Here is a 4,814-nt window from a genome sequence, read left to right as displayed (position 1 = left end):
CGCCAGGTGAAAGATGATATTTGTATTATCCGGTTGGGGCATTTAGTTATAAATTGAAAGCGCGAATATACAGAAAAGCAGCGAAAACTGCGTCAATATTGCGCGTAACTAAATGAGATGTATATTCGCTATCGTTTTTTGCTAACAAAATATAATGAGATGGAATCCATAAAAATAGCGACGGCTCAATTTGAAAACCGGAGCAATGACAAGGCGTATAACCTTGGTGTTATCCGCGAATTATCTGCGCGTGCCGCAGCAGATGGCGCCCAGGCAGTGGCCTTCCACGAATGTGCCGTAACAGGCTATACTTTCGCCAGACATTTATCCAAAGAGCAAATGCTGGAGTTGTCCGAAATAATCCCGGATGGTCCTTCTATCAAGGCTTTGCAGGAAATTGCCGCAGAAAACAATATTGCGGTACTGGCGGGATTATTTGAAAAAGATGCCGATAATAATTTATTCAAAGCATATGTATGTGTAGATAAAAACGGGCTGGTAGCGAAATACCGTAAACTGCATCCGTTTATTAATCCGCATCTGACGCCGGGAAATGAATACGTTGTATTTGATTTGCTGGGATGGAAATGTGGCATGCTGATTTGTTATGATAATAATATCACAGAAAATGTTCGTGCCACGGCTTTGCTGGGCGCAGAAATTATTTTCATGCCGCATGTAACCATGTGTACCCCGTCTACCAGGCCTGGAGCGGGTTTTGTAGATCCGAAGTTATGGGAGAACCGGGAGAGCGACCCTACTTCTCTGCGGCTGGAATTTGATGGTATGAAAGGGCGGGCCTGGCTGATGAAGTGGTTGCCGGCACGTGCGTACGACAATGGTATTTATGCCGTTTTCTCCAATCCGATTGGTATGGACGATGACCAGTTAAAGAATGGTTGTTCCATGATCCTCGATCCATTTGGCGATGTGATAGCAGAATGCCGCAAACTGGGCAACGATGTAGTAACGGCAACGCTTACACGAAATAAGCTGACGGAGGCTGGTGGTTACCGGTATCGTTTGGCCCGCAGACCGGATTTATACGGTGCGGTGATGGCGGCGCCGCACGCATCTGTCCAGAAAGTAGTGTGGTTGCAGGAAGAAAAATAACTTATTTTTTGCGCCAGCATAAAACAGAAAAACACGCCTGTTCAGGCGTGTTTTTTTATATCCATTCATAAAAGTAATGCATAAAAAAAACCGCCCTGGCGTAGCCAGCGCGGTTTATAACAAAACTATTATAAAATAAATTATGCCAGTCTTACGTTAACAGCATTCGGGCCTTTTCTGCCTTCTTCCACGTCAAATACTACGCGGTCATTTTCGCCGATGCTTTCTTTGATACCAGATACGTGAACAAAAATTTCTTGTCCGGAACCTTCGATTTTAATGAATCCAAAACCTTTAGCTTCATTAAAAAATTTTACTACACCTGTTTGCATTATATTTAATATTTAATTGTGAACGTGTTCTCGCCATTTATTACAGCAGGCGGCTACCTGGGCGACTACAAGAAAAAGTGTAAGAAAAAGCTGAATGTGAGAGGTGATCTACCAACAGAATTGTAATACATTATCTTAAAGAAGCAGTACGAAGATAGGTGATTTCCCGAATACAACCCTAATTTTTTTAAAAGTTTTTCTGTTGCTGGCGGGCATACCGGCTCATAATTCCATATTAAAATATATTTTCGCGTTATATATGAAACATCCTGACGCATGGCGAATAAAAGCCATATTAACCGGTTCCGCGGGTAACCTGGTCGAATGGTACGACTGGTACATTTACGCCACTTTTTCACTCTATTTTGCACCGATCTTTTTCCCAAAGGGTAATTATACGGCTCAGCTGCTCAATACCGCCGCCATTTTCGCGGTAGGTTTTCTGATGCGGCCCATAGGAGGCTGGATGTTTGGCCGGATAGCGGATAAACAGGGCCGTAAAGCGTCGATGACACTATCGGTACTACTGATGTCGCTGGGTTCTCTGCTCATCGCATTTACGCCGTCTTACAACACGATTGGGGTAGCTGCACCTGCATTGCTGCTGCTGGCCAGGCTTTTACAAGGATTGAGTGTAGGTGGGGAATATGGCACCTCTGCCACCTACCTGAGCGAAGTGGCCACCAAAGAGCTGCGGGGCTTCTATTCCAGCTTTCAGTATGTAACACTGATTGGCGGTCAGCTTATTGCGCTGGGTGTACAGATGCTGTTGCAGAAAGTGTTTCTAACGCCGGCACAACTGCATGAATGGGGATGGCGCATTCCGTTTATGATTGGTGCAGCACTGGCCTTTTTTGCACTTTACCTGCGCAGACATATGCAGGAATCTACTTCTTTCGAAAAAATAAAAGACGAAAAGGAAAAAGGCTCGCTGAAATTATTGTTCCGGCTGCATCCGCGGGCGGTGATGACAGTAGTGGGACTTACCATGGGCGGTACTCTCGCCTTTTACACTTACACCACCTATATGCAAAAATTCCTGGTGAATACCGTACATCTGGGCATTGAACAGGCAACCACTATCACCTTTTTCCTGATGCTGATCTTTGCCTGTTTACAGCCTTTATTTGGCTGGATCTCTGATATCTACGGGCGTAAGCCACTGCTGGTAGGTTTCGGCGTACTGGGCACCTTATGTACCGTACCTATTCTTACCACTATCAGTCAAACCAGCTCTGAATGGACGGCCTTCTGGCTCATCCTCCTCGCGCTGGTGATCGTGAGCGGCTATACTTCCATCAATGCGGTGGTAAAAGCGGAAATGTTTCCGGCAGAAATACGTGCGTTAGGGGTAGGCTTCCCTTATGCCCTTACAGTGGCTATTTTTGGTGGTACTGCAGAACCCATTGCGCTGTACTTTAAAAAAACGGGACATGAGCCGATGTATTACTGGTATGTGACCATTTGTATTTTTATTTCACTGCTGGTATACCTCAGTTCCCGCGATACTAAAAAGACGTCTTTGCTTGATAAGGATGTGTAATTTCCCTGACAGTACCGTCCTCATTGCCGATGATCAATCTGCTGGCGTAGTGGAGAAATAAACCGTTTTCTACTACGCCGGGAATATTGTTGAGTTGTGTATGCAATGCCGGCGCATTATGAATTTTCTGATAATGACAATCGAGGATATAATTGCCGTTGTCTGTTACAAAGCGGTTATTATCTCTTAAACGCAGTACAGGGCGCGCTCCCAATGCAGCCAGCTGTTTGAAGGTAAGCTCCCAGCCGAAAGTGGCTACTTCTACCGGCAAAGGAAATTTGCCCAGGTTTTTTACCAGTTTATGCTCATCAATCACCACGAGCATTTCTTTGGACGCAGCGGCTATAATTTTTTCGCGGAGCAACGCGCCTCCTCCCCCTTTGATCAGTTGCAGTTGCGCATCGGCTTCATCTGCGCCATCAATATCTATATCTATCTTTTCTATTTTCTCAAAATCTATGAGTGGGATCTGTTGTTCCCTCGCCAGTTGTTCCGACTGTGCAGAAGTAGCTACTGCCTTAATTTCCAGCCCGGCCCTCACTAACTCGCCTATACGTAGTATTGTATAGTATGCGGTACTACCCGTACCTAATCCAACGGTCATCCCTGACTTGATATATTCCGCTGCTTTTTCGCCGGCGGCTTTTTTTCCGATATCTGTTCCTTGCATAAATCAAATATATGAATTAGGAGCGGAAGGCAGAAAGCGAAAAGCAAAAAGCTATTGAAGCGAGTGAATAGAGCGGAAATAATACCCGCGCCGATCATTCGCTTCAATAGCTTTTTGCTTTTCGCTTTCTGCTTTTAGCTTTACAAATACCTTCCCGGCGAAAACGCAGCGATGTCAATACTTGTTTTTTCGCTATTGGCCAGTTCTGCCAGCAGCTTACCGGTGGCGGGTCCCAGACTGAGACCCATCATGGCATGTCCGCCGCCCAGTAAGAAATTATTGTAAGAAGGTACGAAACCGATATAAGGCAATCCATCCGGAGAACAGGGCCTGCATCCACTCCATACGGCTGTTTTATCAGGCATATTTACCGGGAGATTGGTAAAGTAACGTTGTACAGAGTCTACGATACCGGCCACGCGGTTCATATTCACGGTATCGTTTACGGGCGCCACTTCCATAGTACCACCATACCGCAGCCTATTGCCCATAGGAGTTAATGCCACTCTGGCTTCACACAAAATAGCCGGAATATTTAAATTCACAGCGGGAGATTCCAGTGTAACGGAGTATCCTTTACCGGGCATCATTGGTACCGAAATACCTGCCAAACGCGCTACTGCCGGTGTCCAGGAGCCGGTAGCCAGTACAAACAGGTCGGCGGTATGTGTTTCACTACCTGTTACTACGGCGGTTACCTTTTTCCCGTTGGTTTTAATGTTTGTTACTTCTTTATTTGGGAGAAATTGTACCTGATGTTGTTGCAAATAGGCGATCAGCTGCCGCATGAGATCATTGGGGTACAGGTGTCCATCGCAGCGGTAATGCACCCCTCCCAAAACGTCCATTTCCACGGCTGGTTCCAGCTGCTGTAAAGCTGCTTTGTCCAGCACTACGGCATCCAGGCCCATGTCGTTGGCCTGATGCGCCAGATGGGCTTCTTCTTCCGCCACTGCGGCGGTTTTATAATACATGATAATACCCTTACGTTCCAGCCCGAAATTAAAGCCTTGTTTTTGTGCAAGATCTGTATACAAGGAGCGGCTGAAGAGGTTAATATCGCGCAGGGGCAACGCCGATGCTGCTACATGTTTTGTAGTGGCGCTTTTCACGAACTTCCATCCCCAGCTAATCAGTTGTTTATTCAGCGCTGGTT

Annotated in this window: 5 protein-coding genes; 2 read left to right on the top strand and 3 right to left on the bottom strand. The window is 46.1% G+C overall.

The genetic code is table 11. The features are described 5' to 3' along the window. The first annotated feature begins 159 nt into the window (after nt 1-159). Nucleotides 160-1,113, top strand: coding sequence for a nitrilase family protein (locus VIP81_RS05120; RefSeq protein ID WP_331957396.1), 954 nt, complete (start codon nt 160-162; stop codon nt 1,111-1,113). Nucleotides 1,114-1,253: 140 nt separating this feature from the next. On the opposite strand, the gene VIP81_RS05115 is transcribed toward VIP81_RS05120, so the two are convergent. Further along, nucleotides 1,254-1,445, bottom strand: coding sequence for a cold-shock protein (locus VIP81_RS05115; RefSeq protein ID WP_079472790.1), 192 nt, complete (start codon nt 1,443-1,445; stop codon nt 1,254-1,256). A gap of 259 nt (nt 1,446-1,704) precedes the next feature. On the opposite strand from VIP81_RS05115, the gene VIP81_RS05110 reads away from it, so the two are divergent. Further along, nucleotides 1,705-2,988: an MFS transporter gene (locus VIP81_RS05110; protein WP_331957395.1), complete on the top strand. Its 1,284-nt coding sequence runs from the start codon at nt 1,705-1,707 to the stop codon at nt 2,986-2,988. Here VIP81_RS05110 and rpiA read toward each other — a convergent pair. Next, nucleotides 2,954-3,658 (bottom strand): ribose-5-phosphate isomerase RpiA, encoded by a 705-nt coding sequence (gene rpiA, locus VIP81_RS05105; RefSeq protein ID WP_331957394.1) that lies wholly within the window; start codon nt 3,656-3,658, stop codon nt 2,954-2,956. The two genes, VIP81_RS05110 and rpiA, sit on opposite strands and share 35 nt — an antisense overlap. A 140-nt stretch (nt 3,659-3,798) precedes the next feature. Next, nucleotides 3,799-4,814, bottom strand: a 1,016-nt coding sequence (locus tag VIP81_RS05100; RefSeq protein WP_331957393.1) for an FAD-dependent oxidoreductase, incomplete at its 5' end; no start/stop codon positions are given.

Origin of the sequence: Chitinophaga sp. (assembly GCF_036566945.1) — a bacterium.
Lineage (GTDB): Bacteria > Bacteroidota > Bacteroidia > Chitinophagales > Chitinophagaceae > Chitinophaga.
Note: the sequence above shows the minus strand (reverse complement) of the source record. Positions and strands in the feature narration are given on the sequence as shown.